At 72.2% G+C, this 16,005-nt stretch carries 11 protein-coding genes; 7 read left to right on the top strand and 4 right to left on the bottom strand.

Annotated elements, in window-relative coordinates; all coding sequences use genetic code 11:
* The coding region (locus ACFSNB_RS12195) for an amino acid adenylation domain-containing protein (protein WP_377316915.1) at positions 1-2,392 on the bottom strand (2,392 nt) is incomplete at its 3' end.
* A 253-nt stretch (positions 2,393-2,645) separates the two neighbouring features.
* Here ACFSNB_RS12195 and ACFSNB_RS12190 point away from each other — a divergent pair.
* Both ACFSNB_RS12190 and ACFSNB_RS12185 read left to right on the top strand, forming a co-directional pair.
* Positions 2,646-3,191 (top strand): YcjF family protein, encoded by a 546-nt coding sequence (locus ACFSNB_RS12190; protein ID WP_377316913.1) that lies wholly within the window; start codon positions 2,646-2,648, stop codon positions 3,189-3,191.
* Positions 3,192-3,258: 67 nt separating this feature from the next.
* Entirely contained in the window at positions 3,259-3,414 is a 156-nt protein-coding gene (locus tag ACFSNB_RS12185) for a hypothetical protein (RefSeq protein ID WP_377316911.1), read from the top strand.
* A gap of 235 nt (positions 3,415-3,649) precedes the next feature.
* On the opposite strand, the gene ACFSNB_RS12180 is transcribed toward ACFSNB_RS12185, so the two are convergent.
* On the bottom strand, positions 3,650-4,918 hold the full coding sequence (locus tag ACFSNB_RS12180) for a radical SAM family protein (protein ID WP_377316909.1): 1,269 nt from the start codon (positions 4,916-4,918) through the stop codon (positions 3,650-3,652).
* Between the two features lie 393 nt (positions 4,919-5,311).
* Here ACFSNB_RS12180 and ACFSNB_RS12175 point away from each other — a divergent pair, with 393 nt between their 5' ends.
* From ACFSNB_RS12175 to ACFSNB_RS12160, 4 genes are all read left to right on the top strand, one after another.
* On the top strand, positions 5,312-6,469 hold the full coding sequence (locus tag ACFSNB_RS12175) for an acyltransferase family protein (protein WP_377316907.1): 1,158 nt from the start codon (positions 5,312-5,314) through the stop codon (positions 6,467-6,469).
* A gap of 83 nt (positions 6,470-6,552) precedes the next feature.
* The gene (locus ACFSNB_RS12170) at positions 6,553-6,993 is read left to right on the top strand and encodes a hypothetical protein (protein ID WP_377316905.1); all 441 of its coding nucleotides are present in this window, start codon (positions 6,553-6,555) and stop codon (positions 6,991-6,993) included.
* A 176-nt stretch (positions 6,994-7,169) separates the two neighbouring features.
* Entirely contained in the window at positions 7,170-9,647 is a 2,478-nt protein-coding gene (gene secD / locus ACFSNB_RS12165) for a protein translocase subunit SecD (RefSeq protein WP_377316903.1), read from the top strand.
* A gap of 91 nt (positions 9,648-9,738) precedes the next feature.
* A complete protein-coding gene (locus tag ACFSNB_RS12160; protein ID WP_377316901.1) occupies positions 9,739-11,523 on the top strand; it encodes a cation:proton antiporter domain-containing protein in 1,785 nt (594 codons plus the stop codon).
* A gap of 22 nt (positions 11,524-11,545) precedes the next feature.
* On the opposite strand, the gene ACFSNB_RS12155 is transcribed toward ACFSNB_RS12160, so the two are convergent.
* Complete coding sequence (locus ACFSNB_RS12155) at positions 11,546-13,030, bottom strand: bacteriohemerythrin (RefSeq protein WP_377316899.1); 1,485 nt, start codon at positions 13,028-13,030, stop codon at positions 11,546-11,548.
* A 146-nt stretch (positions 13,031-13,176) separates the two neighbouring features.
* Entirely contained in the window at positions 13,177-14,937 is a 1,761-nt protein-coding gene (locus tag ACFSNB_RS12150) for a DEAD/DEAH box helicase (RefSeq protein WP_377316897.1), read from the bottom strand.
* A gap of 340 nt (positions 14,938-15,277) precedes the next feature.
* Between ACFSNB_RS12150 and ACFSNB_RS12145 the strand changes: the two genes are divergently transcribed.
* Positions 15,278-15,901, top strand: a complete 624-nt coding sequence (locus ACFSNB_RS12145; protein ID WP_377316895.1) for a hypothetical protein — start codon at positions 15,278-15,280, stop codon at positions 15,899-15,901.
* The last annotated feature ends 104 nt before the right edge of the window (positions 15,902-16,005 follow it).

The following is a 16,005-nucleotide window of genomic DNA, read 5'->3' as shown; positions in this document are numbered from 1 at the left end:
CGGCGAGGGCGGCGAGCCGGTCCCGCCACTCCTGCCGCGCCGCCGCGGCGGCGGGGCCGTCGCGGTGGCGGGCCTCCTCGGCGCGGGCCAGGGCCGGGCCGTCGGAAGCCGGGGGCAGGGCGTTTCCCTCGACCAGGGCCAGCAGGTCGCTTTCGAGCTGGCGGACGGATTCGCCGTCGGCGACGGCATGATGGATGCCCAGCCACAGCAGGGTCTCGCCGCCCGTCCCCTCGGCGGCGGCGATCCGCACCAGCCCGGCCCGGGCCAGCGGCGGCCGGGCGGGATCGAACGGGACGGCGAGATGGGCCTCGATCCGCGCCCGCGCCGCCGCGGGATCGGCCACCGCCTCAACCGGGAACGGCGCCGCCGTGTCGGCGGGGTCGCGCCGCAGCGGCCGCACCGTGCCGTCGGACTCCGCATCGAATCCGCCGCGCAGGGCGGGGTGGCGGGCGATCAGCGCGGCCCAGGCGGCGGCCCAGCGTGGCGGCGGCGGCACCGCGCCGCTCACCGCCAGCACCCGGCGGACCAATGCCCCGGCCTGGGGCCGGCCCAGCCGCCACGCCGCCCAGAATTCCTGCTCGCCCAGGGTGATCGTGTCGGCCGCCGCTGGCGGGGGGGCCTCGGCGGCTTCCTCGATCCGGGCGGCGAGGGCGGCGACGGTGCGGGCCAGCAGCAGGGTGCGCGCCTCGACCGGAATCCCCTCGGCCCGCAGCCGGGCGGCGAGCTGGATCGAGCGCAGGCTGCTGCCGCCGAGGGCGAAGAAATCGTCGTCGCGCCCGACCGGGGCGACCTCCAGCACCGTTTCCCACACCGTGGCGATGCGGCGTTCGAGCGGGGTGGCGGGCGGGGCGGCGGCGGCGGCCGGGGCGGCCTCGGCCAGCGCGGTCAGGGCGCGGCGATCGACCTTGCCGGCGCCGGTCAGCGGCAGGCCGGGCAAGGCGGTGACCCGGGCCGGGATCATCGCCGCCGGCAGGGTGCGGGTCAGCAGCTCGCGCCACGAGGCCGGCGCCGGCGCGCCCGGCTCGGTCTCGACGAAGGCGACCAGCCGCTGGCCCTCGACCAGCACGGCGGCGCGGCGGATTCCGGGATGGCGGGCCAGGGTCTGCTCGATCTCGCCCAGCGCCACCCGCTGGCCGGACAGCTTGACCACGTCGTCGATCCGGCCGAGCGTCTCCAACTGGCCGTCGGGGCGCCAGCGGCCGAGGTCGCGGGTGCGGTAGGCCAGCCCCCAGCGGGTGGGGACGAACTGGGCCGCGCTCAATTCGGGCTGGCCGAGATAGCGGCCGGCGACGCCGGGGCCGGTGACGTGGATCTCGCCGACCGCGCCGGGGGCGGCCTCGCCCCCGTCCTCGTCGAGCAGATGGACCCCGGTGCCGGGAAACGGCCGGCCGCTGGGGATCGGCCCGTCGCCGTCGGGATCGACCCGGGTCAGGCAGATGGTGCCGCAGACCTCGGTGGCGCCGTGCATGTTCCAGCATTCGAGCTGACGGGCGAAGGCGCGGGCCTCGGCCGGGTCGGGGCGCTCGCCGGCGGTCATCAGCAGGCGCAGCCCGGCCGGGGCGCGGCGCTGGAACAGCCGCAGATAGGACGGGGTGAACAGAGCGACGCTGACCCGCCGCCGGGTCATCTCGGCCGCCAGCGCCGCCGGATCGTCGAGCAGGGCGCGGCCGACCGGCACGCAGGCGGCCCCCACCAGCAGCGGCAGGCACAATTCGCGGAAGCCGAGGATGAAACCGGGGGCCGAGGCCAGCAGGATCCGGTCGTCGGGGATGATCCGCTGCGCCTCGACATGGCCGCGCACCATCGCGACCAGCGATTCGTGCCGCAGCGGCACCCCCTTGGGCTGGCCGGTCGAGCCCGAGGTGAACAGGATGGTGGCGGGGTCGTCCGGCCGGCGGCAGGGGGCGGGGCGCCGGTCCGGCTGGCCGGCGGCGCATTCGGCCGGGTCGAGCAGGGCGAGGCCGGGCGCCGCCTCGGCCAGCCCGGGCGGGGGCGGGTCGAGCCGCAGGGCGAAGCGCATCCCGGCGACGCGGGCCATCGTCGCCAGCCGTTCCGCCGGCAGGTCGGCCCCCAGCGGCAGATAGATTCCGCCGGCCTTGAGGATGGCGAGGAAGGCCTCGGGCAGGGCGGCGGAGCGGCCGACCACCACCCCCACCGCCTCGCCGGGGACGAGGCCGGCGGCGCGGAGGCCGTGGGCAAGCCGGTTGGCGGCGCGGTCGAGCGCGGCGAAGCTGAGGTCGCCCTGAGCGGTGCTGATCGCGATCGCGGCGGGGGCGCGGTCGCAGGTGGCGGCGAAGGCCTGGGCAAAGCAACCGGCGGCCGGATCCGGCGGTGCGGACCGTCCCGCCGTCGCGCCGTCTTCCGCCCGGCCCAGGGTTCCCCTTGTCGTCATCGGCATTGCCCGATCGTGGTTCTTCGCCTGGCCGGGTTTGTCTTCGATGAAATCATAAAGCAAATAGCGGTCGGTTTCGCTCCTATTTTCAGGTGGACGGTCGAAGTCGCGGAATGGTATTCTCCTTCAGAATTAATGTCTTCGTCGGTTGAAGGCGGCCGATCGCGTCGCTCCGTTTCCGCCCGGGGCGCGCGGGGTCCCATCGGGTTCCCCGCGTGAGCCGTTGCCTGTGTCCGCAGCAAGGAGTGTTCCGATGTCCGAAGACGTGAAGCCCGGTTCCGTGCCGTCGCCCGGCGGTGCCGAGGTTCTTCCCCCCGCCGCGCCGACGGTCGATCCCGACCGGCTGGAGCAGATCGCCCGCAACCACATCCTCGCCGCGCTCGGGGTCGGGCTGGTGCCGCTGCCGCTGGTCGATGTCGCCGGCATCTTCGCGGTCAACCTCGACCTGATCCGGGTGCTGGCCAAGGAATACGGGGTGTCGTTCCGCGCCGAATGGGGCAAGAGCGCGCTGGGCGCGCTGCTGGGCGGCGTGCTGCCGACCGCGCTCGGCGGGGCGGTGATCAGCCTGCTGAAATTCGTCCCGGTGATCGGCCAGACCGCCGGCGCGGTGGCCTTTCCGGTGCTGGCCGGCGCGGTGACCTACGCCGTCTACAAGGTGTTCGTGCTGCATTTCGCCTCGGGCGGGACCTTCCTCACCTTCGATCCGGCCAAGGTGCAGGATTATTTCCGCGCCCAGGTCGAGGCCGGCAAGGGCGTCGCCCAGTCGCTGCGCGACCAGGGCAAGACCAAGACCGTCTAGGCCGCGCGCCGGGCGGGGCGACCGGGTCGCCCCGCCCGCGCCGCCGCCGTTCGCTCCCGGAGCCGCGATGGAACCGTTCCTTCTCTGCGTGGCGGCCAGTCTGGTGCTGGGATGGCTGGGGCGGCGCCGCACCTTCGGCTTCTGGGGCTATTTCTTCTGCTCGCTGGCCCTCACCCCGCTGGTCGGCGTGGTGGCGCTGCTGGCGTCGCCGCCCCGTAAATAGGGCTGCCGCCTTTTTTATCTCAATTCGCGTTCAGTCGGTCTGGCTCCTCGCGGGGTTCGGGGGTGATGTGGGCTCCGCCCACCCCCGCCAAGGGCCGCAAGGCCCTTGGAACCCATTGATGGTCGGGCGCGGAGCGGCCTGTCAGCTTGGGCGCGGGCGTTGGTCGCGCGAAGGGCAGGGAAAGGGATCCAAGGGCCTTGCGGCCCTTGGCGGGTCGCGGGCAGAGCCCGCGTGATCAGGCCGGGACGCGGTCCTGATCGCCGCCGCAGCATCCCCCGGCGCTCCGTCCGGCGAACAGGCGGGTGTAATAGCCGAGGCAGGCATAGCCGTTGGCGACCGAGCCGCTGTCCTGGGCCAGGCTGCCGACCCAGCCCGCCACCCCGCTCAGTTCGCGTTTGACCCAGTTGCAGATGCTGATCGACACGCCGTGGCGGCGGGCGGTGTCGCGGATCAGCGCCAGCTTCTCGACGCAGACCGCGCGGTCGGGAGCGAGGCGCAGGCGCTGCTTGAGGTGGGTCTGGTTCTCTTCCATCAGATAGGGGCGGAAGAACTCGGCCAGCCGGTCGGGATCGAAATGGTTGATGTACTGGGCGATCAGGGCGAGGTTGGCGAGATCGGCGGTGAGGAATTCCGGCTTGATGTTGACCACCCCGGCGGCGGCGAGATCGCCGAGGTAGGAATCGACGTTCTCCTCGGTCAGATAGGGCAGCAGCAGCGGCTGGCACAGCACCGAGCGCGACACCAGCCCCAGTTCCTGGCAGCGCCGCATCACCGCCAGCCGGTCGGCGATGGTGCCGGCATGGGGTTCGAGGATGTCGCGCAGATAGGCCGGCATGATCCCGATCGAGCCGTTCCACTGCGCCCGGCCGGCCAACCGGCCGGCGAGGTCGAGGATGGTCTCGCCGCGATGGGCGGTCTCGACCTGCTTCAGCCCGGCCTTGGAGCAGATGAAGATCCGCACCCGCGAGTCGGGGAAGTGCTCGAAATGGGCGATGAAGGTGCGCAGGATGTCGTGGGCCAGCCCGGACACCAGATGCGGCTCGCTGAATGCGTCGGTCTTGGGCGAGAAATAATAGAAGACGTCGCGGCCCCGGTTGCGCTCCAGCGACCGGCGCAGTTTCTCGGTGTAATTGGTGTAGAGCGTGATCTGCTGGCACTGGTTGCCGTCGGTGACGAGGCAATATTGGCAGGCGATCGAGCAGGACCCGGCGGAAGGGGTCACCTCCAGCACGTTGGTCGGGCAGATGTTGGTGTAATTGTGGATCTCGAGTTCCTGGTCGGGATCGGTTTCGGCCTCGAGATAGGTCAGGCTGGGCTGGAGGGAATCGTTGTCGAACAGGTCGCGGTAGCGCCGCGCCCCCGCCGCCAGCGCGGCGATCACCCCGTCGCCGACCGGATAGGGCAGGCCGAGGCGCGCCACCAGCGCCGCATCGATCTCGAGCGGCCGGAATCCCGCCAGGGCGCGGGCGTCACCATGGGTTTCGAGATTGATGTAATCGGGCATGTCGCCGGCCCCCTCGCGCTCAGTCTTCCGGATGCGGTGGGAGGCGCAATTCGCCGACGGCGTTCCTCCGGTCGATCGCCCCGCAACGCCAGATCGAGAGTGGATCAAAGCAAAACATCCGTCCAGATGATTCTATTTCAGGTTTCACGGGCAGGTTTCTGCGCGGTTTTTGCGGCATCCTGTTCTGGCCGTGTAAAAATATCGAATTATAAAAAAACCGGCGTGGCGTCTTGTCCGGCCGGGGCGGGCTTCCCACCTATGCCACCGAGCCGATGACGCCGGCCGGTTGCCTGAGCGGCCATCGTTGACTTCCCCGCCGCCCCGGCCCTACCGTTCGCCGCCGCCTGGTCCGGTCTCCCCCCCCCCACTCGATGCGAGGACGCTTCCGTCATCATGGACGCCCTGTTTGCCGCCTTGTTGCCCGATGCCGCGACCCTGGCCGGGCTGGGTTCGGTCCTGCTGCTGGCGGCCGGGCTGTCGGCGCTGTTGCTGCGCGGCTTTCCCGCCCTCGGCCGCGTCGTGCTGGGCGGCGGTGGCCGCGCCGGGGAACTGGACGGCCTGCGCGGGGTGCTGAGCCTGCTGGTGATCCTGCACCATTGCATCATCTTCCGCGCCTATTGCGCCACCGGCCAGTACGAGGCGCCGCCCGGCCATTTCGACAATCTGGCCGGCGAGGCGGCGGTGGCCTTGTTCTTCACCATCACCGCCTATCTCTACTGGCGCCGGCTGCTGGCCGGGGCGCCGCTGCGCTGGCCGGCGCTGCTGGTCGGCCGGCTGCGCCGGCTGGTGCCGATGTATGTCGCGGCGGTGGCGGCGCTGGTGGCGATCGTGCTGGCCGATTCGGACTTCGCCCTGCGGGTGCCGCCGGGGGAACTGGCCGCCGAGATCGGCCAGTGGCTGTGTTTCGATTTCCTGCCGCTGCCCGACATCAACGCCCGCCCCGGCACCTATTACATCGAGGTGGTGGTGTGGACGCTGCGCTACGAATGGGAATTCGTGCTGTGCCTGCCGTTGCTGGCGCTGTTCGCCGCCGGGCGGCGGCCGTGGCTGCTCTATGCCGCCGGCCTGCTGCTGCTGGCGCTGGTGACCGCGCGGCCGGTCCAGCTTTACGGCTATTTCCTGGTCGGGCTGCTGGTCGCCCATCTGCGCAGCCGGGCGCTGCCCGGCTGGCTCGGGCCGCGCCTGCTGGCCTGGGCCGGGCTGGCGGCGGTGCCGGTGCTGGTGCTTGGCTTCACCGACGTCTACGGGCCGGCGCAGATGGCGCTGCTCGGGCTGGTGTTCCTCGGCGTCACCACCGGGGCCGGGCCGTGGGCGCTGCTGCGCTGGCCGCCGCTGCGCTTCCTCGGCCTGATCAGCTACGGCACCTATCTGCTGCACCACATGGTGCTGTATCTGGTGGCGACCCGGCTGCTCGGCCCCGACCGTTTCGCCGCGCTCGACGGGGCGGAATGGCAGGGGGTGGTGCTGGCGGTCGGGGCCGGCGCGGTGTTGCTCGCCACCGCGACCCATCTGCTGATCGAGCGTCCCTGCCTGCCGGCGCGGGCGCACTGACCGTTTTTCGCCGCTTTCGGGCCGAAAAGGCGGGCCAAGCCGGCCCCCGCCGGCTATGATGGCGGCGAAACCGTGGAGTTGACGTGCCCGACGCATCCCGATCCCTGCCGGTCCAGCCCTGGGGACCCCGCCTTGCCGTGATGGCCGGCGCGGTCCTGCTGCTGCTGCTGACCGCCCTGACCGGGATCGGCGGCGGGCTGGACAATTGGGCCGGGTCCCGTCCCGGCCTGGGGGATGGTGTTCCGGCCGGCACGGTCCAGTCGGAACGGCTGCCGGCGACGGCGCTGTGGGGGCGGCTGGGCAGTCTCGCCAAGCCGGTCCGTCCGCAGGGCGCCGGCCTGGGCGGTCCCCGTCCCGATCACCTCCCGCCGCCGCTGGCGCTGCCGGCGCCGGCGTTCGCCCTGGTCGCGCCGGCCGCGTCCGGCCCCGGCCATCCCGGCGCGGTGGCGCCACCGCCCGCCAGCGGCCAGCTCACCGCCCGCGTCCCCACCGGTCCGCCCGCCCTCCCGTCTCCGCTGGCCTGAGGCCCCGTCCGCCGCGACGGCGCCCCGGTCATCGCCGTTCCGCCCGCCGGAACCTCTTTCCCGACGACGCCTGTTGCCAGAGGCGGGCCGGCCGGCCTGTGTGCCGTCCGCCGCTCCGCGGTGCTGGCCGCGTCCGCCTCGCCGTGCCCCGGGCACGGTTCGGAGACGAACGACCGATGCTGACTTTTTCCAAGCTGAAATCCGCGCTGATCTGGATCATCTGCGCCCTTGGCCTGCTGCTGAGCCTGCCCAATTTCGTCAAGCCCGACCAGATGCCCGATTGGCTGCCGCTGTCGCGCTTCAATCTCGGCCTCGATCTGCAAGGGGGGGCCTATCTGCTGCTGGAGGTCGAGACCGGGGCGGTGGTGGCCGAGCGGCTCGACGGCACCCTCGACGCGACGCGCGGCGCCCTGCGCGCGGCCGGGCTGGTCTATCGCGACCTCGCCGCCGGGGCCGACGCGGTGTCCTTCACCCTGGCCGATCCCGCCCGGGCCGAGGCGGCGCGCGCCGCGCTGCGGCCGCTGCTCGACGGCGGTCCGGCCGGTCCGCGCGAACTGACCCTGACCGCCGGGCCGGACGGGCGCTTCCGCCTCAGCCTGACCGAGGAGGCGATCCGTCAGGCCGAGGCCCGCGCGGTCGAGCAATCGGTCGAGATCGTCCGCCGCCGGATCGATCAGGTCGGGGTCAACGAGCCGGTGGTGGCCCGCCAGGGCCGCGACCGCATCCTGGTGCAGTTGCCGGGGATCGACGATCCCGGCCGGATCAAGCGGCTGCTCGGCCAGACCGCCAAGATGAGCTTCCATCTGCTCGGCGAATCCGCCGGCACCCCCGGCACCCGGCTGCTGCCGCTGGCGGATTCGGCCGAACGGCTGCCGGTGCGGACCCGGATCGAGCTGGACGGGGCCCGGCTGCGCGACGCCTCGGCCGGCCGCAACGGCCAGACCGGGGAATGGGTGGTCAATTTCAGCTTCGATTCCGCCGGGGCGCGGCGCTTCGCCGACATCACTACCCGTCAGGTCGGCCGGCCCTTCGCCATCGTCCTCGACGGCAAGGTGATCAGCGCGCCCGTCATCCGCGAGCCGATCACCGGCGGCCAGGGCCAGATCAGCGGCCATTTCTCGGCCCAGAGCGCCAACGACCTCGCCGTGCTGCTGCGGGCGGGGGCGCTGCCGGCGCCGCTCAGCGTGGTCGAGGAACGCACCGTCGGGCCGGAACTGGGCGCCGACGCGATCCGGGCCGGGGTGATCGCCTGCGTGGTCGGCTTCGCCCTGGTGGTGGGGTTCATGGCGGTCAGTTACGGCCTGTTCGGGCTGTTCGCCAACATCGCCCTGCTGTTCAACCTCGCCTTGACCCTGGCGGCGCTGTCGCTGCTCCAGGCGACGCTGACCCTGCCTGGCATCGCCGGCATCCTGCTGACGCTTGGCATGTCGGTCGATGCCAACATCCTGATCAACGAACGGATCCGCGAGGAACGCCGCAACGGCGCCGGGCCGCTGGCGGCGCTGGAAACCGGCTTCCGCCGCGCCTTCGCCACCATCCTCGACAGCAACCTCACCACCCTGATCAAGATGGCGCTGCTCTATGCCGTCGGCACCGGCACGGTGAAGGGCTTCGCCGTCACCATCAGCCTCGGCATCCTGACCTCGATGTTCACCGCGACGGTGGTGACGCGCTGGCTGATCGTCGCCTGGGTCCGCCGCCATCGCGGCGCCGAACTGCCGCTGCACCGTGGCCTGCGGCTGGTGCCGGAGCGGACGGCGATCCCGTTCATGAAGGGGCGGATCGCCGGTCTGGCGGTGTCGGTGGTGCTGAGCCTCGCCTCGGTCGGGCTGTTCTTCGCCCCCGGGCTCAATTACGGCGTCGATTTCGCCGGTGGCACGGTGGTGGAGATCCGCACCGACGGCCCGGCCGATTTCCCCCGCCTGCGCGAGGCGACCGGCCAGCTCGGGCTGGGGCCGGTGTCGTTGCAGCGGTTCGGCCCGCCGACCGACGTGCTGTTGCGGTTCGAACAGCCGCCGGGCGGGGCGGCGGCGCAGCAGCAGGCGCTGGAGCGGGTCCAGGCCACCCTGGTCGAATCCTTCCCCGGCACCGTGCTGCGCCGGGTCGAGACGGTCGGCGCCTCGGTCAGCGCCGAATTGTTCCGCGACGGGATGCTGGCGCTCGGCCTCGCCGCGGTGGCGATGCTGCTCTACATCTGGTTCCGCTTCGAATGGCAGTTCGGGGTGGGGGCGGTGGCGACGATGCTGCTCGACGTCACCAAGACGGTCGGCTTCTTCGCCCTGACCGGGATGCAGTTCAACCTGACCGCCATCGCCGCGATCCTGACCATCATGGGCTATTCGATCAACGACAAGGTGGTGGTCTATGACCGGGTGCGGGAAAACCTGCGCCTCTATCGCAAGATGCCGCTGCGCGACCTGATCGATCTGTCGATCAACCAGACCCTGGGGCGGACGGTGGGGACCTCGCTGGCGCTGGCGCTGGCGACGCTGCCGCTGGCGCTGTTCGGCGGCGAGGCCCTGCGCGATTTCGCCTGGGTGCTGCTGTTCGGCGTGGTGCTGGCGACCTCCTCCTCGATCTTCATCGCCGCGCCGATCCTGCTGTTCCTCGGCGAAAAGCGGCTGCGGCGCGAGCCCGAGGGAGGCGCGCCGTGACCGGCGGCGGGCGCGGCTCGCGCGCCAGCCCCCTCGTTCCGCCCCTGTTCGTTCCCCATTTAAGGATACCCCCCGCACGGAGAGCCTCGGCATGCCCCACGACACCCCCCTGATCGCCACCATCGCCATGAGCCTGCTGTTCGCGCTGGCCGGGGGATGGGTGGCGTCGCGTCTCCGCCTGCCGCCGCTGGTGGGCTATCTGCTGGCCGGCATCGCGGTCGGTCCGTTCACCCCGGGCTACGTCGCCAATGCCGAACTGGCGCGCGAACTGGCCGAACTCGGCGTGATCCTGCTGATGTTCGGCGTCGGCCTGCATTTCTCGGTGCGGGACCTGTGGGCGGTGCGCTGGATCGCCGTGCCCGGGGCGGTGGCCCAGATCGCGGTCGCCACCGCGATCGGCGCGGCGCTGGCCCACAGCTGGGGCTGGAGCCTGCCGGCCGGGGTGGTGTTCGGCCTCGCCTTGTCGGTCGCCAGCACGGTGGTGCTGCTGCGGGCGCTGGAGGAGCGCAAGATGATCGACGGGCTCAACGGCCGCATCGCCGTCGGCTGGCTGATCGTCGAGGATCTGGCGATGATCGTCGCCCTGGTGCTGCTGCCGGCGCTGGCCGCCGCCGTCAACGGCGCCGGGCCGCTGACCCTCGACCGGATGGTCGAGCTGCTGCCCGAACTGGGGCTGACCCTGGTCAAGGTCGGGCTGTTCATCGCCCTGATGCTGATCGCCGGGCGCAAGGTGGTGCCGTGGATCCTCGAACAGATCTCGCGCCAGGGCTCGCGCGAGCTGTTCACCCTGGCGGTGCTGGCGCTGGCGCTGGGGATCGCCTTCCTGTCGGCGGCGCTGTTCGGGGTGTCGTTCGCGCTGGGCGCCTTCTTCGCCGGGGTGGTGATGAGCGAATCCGACCTCAGCCATCAGGCCACGGCGGATTCGCTGCCGTTGAAGGACGCCTTCGCCGTGCTGTTCTTCGTCTCGGTGGGCATGCTGTTCGACCCGCGCATCCTGATCGAGGCGCCGTGGTCGGTGCTGGCGGTGCTGCTGGTGATCCTGATCGGCAAGTCGCTGGCGGCGTTCGCGATCGTCCTGCTGTTCCGCTATCCGCTCTCGACCGCGCTGGTGGTGTCGGCCAGTCTGGCCCAGATCGGCGAGTTCTCCTTCATCCTGGCCGGGCTCGGCATGGCGCTCGGGCTGCTGCCGGCCGAGGGGCAGACCTTCATCCTGGCCGGGGCGCTGCTGTCGATCGCCCTCAATCCGGTGGCGTTCTGGGCGGTCGGGCGGATCGAGCGCTGGTTCGCCGCCCGGCCCCGCCTGATCGCGCTGCTGGAGCGGTCGGGCGGCGACCGGCTGGGAGCACTGCCGGCGGCGGAGGATCCGGCCGACGCCGCCGCCGGCCGGCGTGGCCACGCGGTGATCGTCGGCTTCGGCCGGGTCGGCGCGCTGGTCGCCCGCGCCTTCGACCGCGCCGGCATCCCCTATGTGGTGATCGAGAAGAACCGGCAGGTGGTGCGCACCCTGCGCCAGCAGGGGGCGGTGATCCTGTGCGGCGACGCCACGGTGCCCGGGGTGCTGGAGGAGGCGCGGATCGCCGAGGCCCGCCTGCTGGTCTGCGCCGTGCCGGACGGGTTCCAGGTGCGCCAGATCGTCGCCCGCGCCCGCGCCGCCACCCCCGGGCTCGACATGGTGGTGCGCACCCACAGCGACCTCGAACGCGATTATCTCGAACGCCAGGGGGTCGGGATGGTGGTCAAGGGCGAGCACGAACTGGCGCTGGCGATGATGGGCTATGCCCTGCGCCGGCTCGGGCTGGGGGAAGAGGCGGCGCAGGGGGTGGTCAACGGCTTTCGCGGCCCGCCCTACGCCGCCGGGCCGGGGGCGGCGGCCTGAAGGCAGGGGGCCGGGGCTGGTGTCAGCCCTGGTCCGTCCGCGCCAGGATGAAATCCTGGAAGCGGTGGTCCTCGACGATGATGTGGTTGACCAGCCAGGCCTGGAGGAAGCGGCGCAGTTCCTCGCCGATGTCCTCCTGGCTGTGCAGGAAGCGGTGGTAGAGGTCATCGACCTCGGCGGTCATCTGGCGATGGGTCTCGCGGTGCTGGTCGAGGTCGGGATAGCCGGCCTGCGCCAGCAGGCTTTCCTCGTTGTGGAAATGGTAGCGGATGTAATCGACCAGTTCGTCGAGCACGAATTCGACGATGGTGCGGTCGCCGGCATTCTCCTCGTTGCTGATCTGGTTGATCAGTTCGAGCAGGATGCGGTGGTCGTGATCGATCACCGGATGGCCGATGGCGATCTCGTCGGTCCATTCGATCAGCGGCGCCTTGGCCCGGTTGGCGATCACCTCGAAGAAGGCGGCGACGATGTCGGGATCGAACTGGGTGCCGTCATGGTCGCGGATATAGGCCAGCACCTCGTCGGCGGCCCAGCCCTGCTTGTAGGGCCGGCGCGAGATCAGCGCGTCATGGACGTCGGCGATCGCGGTGATGCGGGCGGCGAGCGGAATCGCCTTGCCGGCCAGCCGGCGCGGATAGCCGCTGCCGTCCCACCATTCGTGATGGCCCTCGGCGATCTCGGCCGCCAGTTCGAAATAGAGGCTGCCGCCCAGCAGCCACTGTCCCTTCTGCAACAGGGTGCCGCCGTTCGAGGTGTGGGTCTCCATCGTCCGGCGTTCGTCGGGGTCGAGCGGGCCGGGCTTCAGCAGGATCGAATCCGGGATGCTGACCTTGCCGACGTCGTGCAGGATGCTGGCGACGGCGACATGCTGGAGGAACGGCTCGTCGCAACGCTCGGGCTCGATGCCGCGCCGGCGCAGGGTGCGGGCGATCTCGTGGGTCATCCGCGCCACCCGCAGCACATGGCCGCCGGTGGCGTGGTCGCGATATTCGGCGAGGTCGGCCAGCATCAGCAGCGCGACCTTGTGCGAGCGCCGGGCGGCCAGCGCCTCGGCCGCCGTGCGCTCCGCCGCCGTCCGCCCGTCCGGGCCCGGCCCGGCGGCGGCGGCGCGGGCCAGCGCCTGGCGGATGGTCCACACCAGCAGATCCTTGCCGACCGGCTTGGTCAGGCAGGCGACGTCGGGGCCGAGGCGGCGGAAGGTCTCGGTCTGGCCCCACCGTCCCGACAGCACGATCAGCGCGGTGGTCGGGGCGGTGCGGGCGATGTGGCGGGCCAGTTGCTCGCCGTCGATCTCCGGCATGCCGATGTCGGTGACCACCACGTCGAACCGCAGATGGTCGAGCAGGGCGATCGCGTCGCCGCCATGGCTGACGAAATGCAGGTCCCATTCGGCGTCGGCCAGGGTTTGCAGGGTGCGGCGCAGACCGGCCAGGATGTTCTCGTCGTCATCGACGAACATCACCCGCGGGCGGGACAAAGGGGTGGGGAGATCGGGTCTGGTCACGGGGCCCCCGGCGCATGGGTCTGACGCGGCGAGGGAACGTCCCGGTGACCGGGGAGCGGTGGTGCGCTCCCCGCATCCCTGCGCGGCCTCGCCATCGTTATAATATCGATGGTATGGGGTGGCCGTCGCAAGGGGGCGGATGCGATTTACGATTGCGGCCCGGATCCGGGCGGACGGCGGCGCGGCGGGCGTTCCCGCTGGGGCCGCTCCCGCTGGGGCCGTTCTGCGGAAGAGCGTTCGCCCTGGGGCCGTTCGCCCTGGGGCCGCTCCCGGGGCGCCCGCTCGCGCGGCCCCGGCGCCGGGGCGTCGGCCAGCGGTTCGATCTTGCCCTCGGGGTGCTGGACCTGCTTCAGCGCGGCGCGGAAGCGGTCGGCCACCCGGGCATCGACCTCGAAGCGGGTTTCGCGCTCAAGGATGCGGATCGCGCCGATATCCTGCTTGGCGACCCGGCCCTGGCGGCAGATCAGCGGCAGCAGCCAGCGCGGATCGCCGTTCTTCAGCCGGCCGATATTGAGCCGGAACCACACCATCGGCCGCTCGCTCGAATCCTCGCGCGGCGGCCGGCCCTCGCGGCGGCCGCGCGCCGGCAAATCGGGGCCGGGATCGAACACCTCCTCGGCCGCCGGCAGGGCCGAGCGGTAGAGCCGGGCCAGGGCGGCGGCGATCGCCTCGGCGGGATGGGCCTCGATCAGGGCCTGGGCCATCGCCCGTTCCTCTTCGGCCGGTTCCTCGCTGAGGAACGGCGCCGCCAGCAGGCGCTGCTGGTCGAGGGCGTGGATGTCGTCGGCGCTCGGCACCGCGCCCCAGGCCACCTGGATCCCGGCCGACTGGATCAGCAGGTCGGCGCGGCGGCGGCGCGACAGCGGCACCAGCAGCACGCTGATGCCCTTGCGCCCGGCCCGGCCGGTGCGGCCGCTGCGGTGCTGAAGGGTCTCGGCGGTGCGGGGCAGTTCGGCGTGGATCACCAGATCGAGGCTGGGCAGGTCGATCCCGCGCGCGGCGACGTCGGTGGCGACGCAGACCCGGGCGCGGCCGTCGCGCAGGGCCTGGAGGGCGCGGTTGCGCTCGCTCTGGCTCAGTTCGCCCGACAGCGCCACCACCCCGAAGCCGCGTTCGAGCAGGCTGGCCTGAAGGTGGCTGACCGCCTCGCGGGTGCCGCAGAACACCATCGCGGTGGGCGAATCGTGATAGCGCAGCAGGTTGACCACCGCATGCTCGGTCTCGGTCGGGGCGATGCGGACGGCGCGGTGTTCGATGTCGGCGTGGCCCTGGGACCCGGCCGCCAGCGCGATCCGCACCGCCTCGCGCTGATAGCGCCGGGCCAGCCCGACGATTTCCTTGGGCAGGGTGGCGGAGAACAGCAGGGTGCGGCGCTCGGCCGGGGTGGCGTCGAGGATCGCTTCGAGATCCTCGCGAAAGCCCATGTCGAGCATTTCGTCGGCCTCGTCGAGCACCACCGCGCGGAGGGCGGTGACGTCGAGCGCGCCGCGCTCGAGATGGTCGCGCAGCCGGCCGGGGGTGCCGACGACGATGTGGGCGCCCTGGGCGAGGCGGCGCTGTTCGGCGCGCGGATCCATCCCGCCGACGCAGGAGGTGACAATGCCGCCGGCCGGACGGTACAGCCAGGACAGCTCGCGATGGACCTGCAACGCCAGCTCGCGGGTGGGGGCGACCACCAGCGCCAGCGGCGCCCCGGCCGGCGGCAGCGTCGCCGCCGCGCCGAGCAGGGTGCCGCCGAGGGCAAGGCCATAGGCCACCGTCTTGCCCGAGCCGGTCTGGGCCGATACCAGCAGATCGCGCCCGGTGGCCTCGGGGGCGAGCACCGCGCTCTGCACGGCGGTGAGGTCGGTATAGGCGCGTTCGGCCAGGGCCCGGGCGAGGGGGTGGTCGGGAGAGAGAAGATCCATGCGGGCAAGGGGCCTTTCTGGGCCGGCGAGGGGAGAAAACGGCGCGGGTGATGCGGCGTGACGGACCGGAGACGGCGCGAAGGGCGACGGTGCGGCGGGGCGCAGGGCGACTGCGGTCCGAACGCCGACCATAGGGGCGCCCCCCGCGCCGAGTCAAGCCTCGCGCCCGACGGGACCAGGAATGGGATCCAAGGGCCTTGCGGCCCTTGGCGGGTGCGGGCGGCGCCCGCTTCTTCGATTACGTTTACCCTGCCGTGCGGCGGTGACGCTTGCGGCGGCGGGGCGGATCGGCGTAAATCTCGACGCCACACCTCCACCGCCTCGGGTCTCGCGCGCCGTCATGCTTGGTGACCGATCCCCTTTCGCCTTCGCCCTGTGCGGACTGGCCGAGCTTCCGGCCGCCCTTGGCCGCTTCGCCCCGACCCACGCCATCTCGATCACCGACCCCGCCAGCCCGCATCTGCCGGCCTTTCCCGCCGGCACCCGGGTGCTGCGGCTCAGCTTCTGGGACGTGCGCGACCTGCCGGCCGGACAGGCGGCCTGGCTCAGCCCGGCCGAGCGTGCCCTCTATCCCGCCGCCGGCCATGCCCGCGCCATCCTCGATTTCGGCGCCGGCCTGCCGCGCCAGCCCCGGGTGCTGATCCATTGCTGGGCCGGCTTCAGCCGCAGCGCCGCCGCCGCCTACCTGCTGCTGTGCCAGCGGATGCCCGGCGGCGAGCGCCGCGCCCTGCGCCTGCTGCGCCGCCGCCGTCCCGGCGCCGATCCCAACCGGATGATCGTCGGGTTCGGCGACCATCTGCTCGGACGGGGCGGGTCGATGCAGGCGGCGCTGGAGGAACGGCCCGGCCTCGCCGGCTGGCTGCGGGCGCGGCGGGCTTCGCGCGGGCTCCCGCCTGGCGAAAGCTGCGCGGGCTCCGCCCGCGGGCCCGGCCGGGGCGAGGCCCCGGACCCCATTCTTCTCTGAAAAAATAAGGACTATCCCGGCTTGGTGGGGAGGACGGCTCCCGTCCGTTCCGTCATGCGCGGACTTGATCCACGCATCCCTGCGGGGCTGCCTCAAGCCCGGCC

This window comes from Phaeospirillum tilakii, from assembly GCF_042683125.1.
Classification (GTDB): Bacteria; Pseudomonadota; Alphaproteobacteria; order Rhodospirillales; family Magnetospirillaceae; genus Phaeospirillum; species Phaeospirillum tilakii.
Note: the sequence above shows the minus strand (reverse complement) of the source record. Positions and strands in the feature narration are given on the sequence as shown.